We start from the raw sequence: 2,687 nt of genomic DNA on the forward strand, positions 1-2,687 counted from the left end.
CCTCTTTGTGAACGTTTTTTGTCAAGCTACTTTTATTTTTGAAAACCAATTTCAAAAGGATGAGCCTTAGTCAGGAGATAACGATTTCTATCGATATAGGAGGAACTTTTACAGATATAATAATACAACGTGGTGATAAATTAGAGTATATAAAGGTATCTTCTACACCTAAAAAACCAGAAGAGGCCGTAATAAACGTATTGAGAACGTTAAAAGGCGAGAAGATAACTGAAGTCCTTCATGCTACTACAATAGCTACAAACGCAATTTTAGGACAAGTAGGACTGGAATTGCCAAAGACTGCTCTTATTACCACAAAGGGCTTTAAGGACATTATTGAAATAGGGAGACAGAATAGACCTAGAGTCTATGATTTAAATTTCGAAAAGCCAAGACCATTAGTTCCAAGAGAGTTAAGATATGAAGTTGATGAGAGGACATTATACAACGGAGAGATATTAAAGAAGTTGCAAAAAGAAGAAGTTGATAAAATAGCTTTAGATGCGTATTCTAAGGGTGTTATGACCATTGCAATCTCGTTCCTTCATTCCTATGTAAATCCTGAAAATGAAAAAATAGCTGAGGAAGTTTTATCTAAATACTTTAAGTATATTTCTTCTTCATATAAGGTCGCTCCAGAACCTAGAGAGTATGAAAGAACTAGTACTACAGTAGTAAATGCAGTTCTAGTGCCTATTGTATCTAAATATTTGAATAGCCTAAATAAGGCTCTGAGCGTTATAAATTCCCCACCCATTTATATTATGGCTAGCACTGGAGGCTTAGTAAATACAACTGAAGCGTCTGAAAGACCTGTACAAATTATAGAATCGGGCCCTGCCGCGGGCGTTATTGCAGTTAGAGAACTTGCAAGAGAATTACAGATAAAGAACGCTATAAGCTTTGATATGGGAGGGACTACAGCAAAGGCGGGCACAATAGTGGATTATGAGGCTGAGATAACCACAGAATATGAGGTTGGAGGAGAAGCTCATCATGGAAGGATTGTAAAAGGGTCGGGTTATCCTATAAGGTTTCCATTCATTGACTTGGCTGAGGTATCAGCTGGAGGGGGTACAATAATATGGAAAGATGAAGCGGGGGCAATAAACGTTGGACCATTAAGTGCTGGTGCAGATCCTGGCCCGGCGTGTTATAACAAAGGTGGAGATAAACCTACAATAACTGACGCAAACCTAGTCTTAGGAAGGATACCTGAGAAACTATTGGGAGGGAAGATGAGTATATATAAAGAGTTAGCATTAAAGGGACTTTCAACGCTTAGTGAACCTTATGAGGTAGCTCAAACATCATTATCGTTAATAAACTTGGAGATGGCGAGGGCAATTAGACTAGTAACAATTGAAAGAGGTTTGGATCCCACAGAGTTCTCACTATTTGCATTTGGAGGTGCAGGTCCGCAACACGCATTAGATCTAACTGAAGAGATTAATATAAAAAGAGTCTATATTCCAGTTGAGCCAGGTTTATTTAGCGCCCTAGGGCTTTTAATGTCTGATGAAATGTTTGAGGCTAGAAGATCCTATCCGAAGGATATTCAAAGGGAATTCGATGAAATGGAAAAAGAGCTATCTAGAAAGCTACTGAAGATCGACTATTTCTTAAGATATGCAGATGTTCGCTATGAAGGTCAAGGATGGGAACTCACTATACCTGTAGATAAAAATGATTCTTACGAAGCAATAAAGGAGAAATTCGATGAAAAACACCTTAATACGTATGGGTTCAAACTAGATAGAAGGATAGAAATAGTCACTATAAGAACCTTCGCCGTAATTAAAAGGGTTAAGCCTAAGGTAAGGAAAGAAACAAGAGGTTCTTCAGATAGACCTAGAGATTACAGGAAGGTACTCTTTAACAATGAATGGATAGACACTCCAATTTATTGGCGCGAAAATCTACCTATAGGATCACAAGTTGAAGGACCTGCTATAATAGAAGAATATAGCTCTACTTCAGCTATAAAACCTGGGTGGAAAGTGAAAGTCCTAGAGAATGGGGTACTTGAGGTGAGTAAGAGTGGTTAGTTGGGAAATAATCCATAAGGCAATGGAATTCATAGCAGAGGAAATGGGTGTAGCGCTGAAGAAATCCTCTATGTCACCAAATATTAGAGAGAGAATGGACCACAGTTGCGCAATCATGGATCCTATGGGTAATCTTGTCACGCAAGCTGAACATATACCTGTACATTTAGGTTCGTTTAGGATAGGAGTTAGGAATTTGTTAGATTACATGAATAAAGAGGGATTGAACATAGAAGAGGGCGATGTAATAGTCCTTAACGATCCCTATATTTCAGGTACTCATTTAAATGATGTTATGATGGTAAGTCCAATCTATTGCTCTGATAAACTAGTTGGCTATGCTGTAAATAAGGCACATCATGTTGACGTAGGCGGGCCTGTACCTGGTAGCATAAATCCCAATGCTACAACATTATACGAGGAAGGACTAATTATACCTCCTACATACTTAATGGAAAAAGGGAAGTTGAATAGGGATGTCCTAGATTTAATCCTAAGTAACTTCAAGTCACCTTATACATCGATAGGAGATCTTAATGCCCAAATTGCTGCCAATAGACTAGGTATTTTAAGAGTTTCCCAGCTAATCGATAAATATGGTTTAGAAAGCGTGAGAAGAGGGTGGGAAGAATCAATTAC

2 protein-coding genes are annotated in these 2,687 nt (G+C 38.2%); both read left to right on the plus strand.

Annotated features, from left to right (window positions below):
- Positions 1 to 59 precede the first annotated feature (59 nt).
- Entirely contained in the window at positions 60 to 2,048 is a 1,989-nt protein-coding gene (locus CM19_RS03785; RefSeq protein WP_200869386.1) for a hydantoinase/oxoprolinase family protein, read from the plus strand.
- Positions 2,041 to 2,687 (plus strand): hydantoinase B/oxoprolinase family protein (locus tag CM19_RS03790; RefSeq protein WP_048099132.1); only part of this gene is annotated, 647 nt, incomplete at its 3' end. The genes CM19_RS03785 and CM19_RS03790, both read left to right, overlap by 8 nt.

It is taken from the genome of Candidatus Acidianus copahuensis, assembly GCF_000632495.1.
In the GTDB taxonomy this organism is placed as follows: Archaea; Thermoproteota; Thermoprotei_A; order Sulfolobales; family Sulfolobaceae; genus Acidianus; species Acidianus copahuensis.

Coding starts and splice junctions, on each gene's coding strand:
- CM19_RS03785 (WP_200869386.1), top strand. CDS start 60: ATGAGCCTTAGTCAGGAGATAACGATTTCTATCGATATAGGAGGAACT.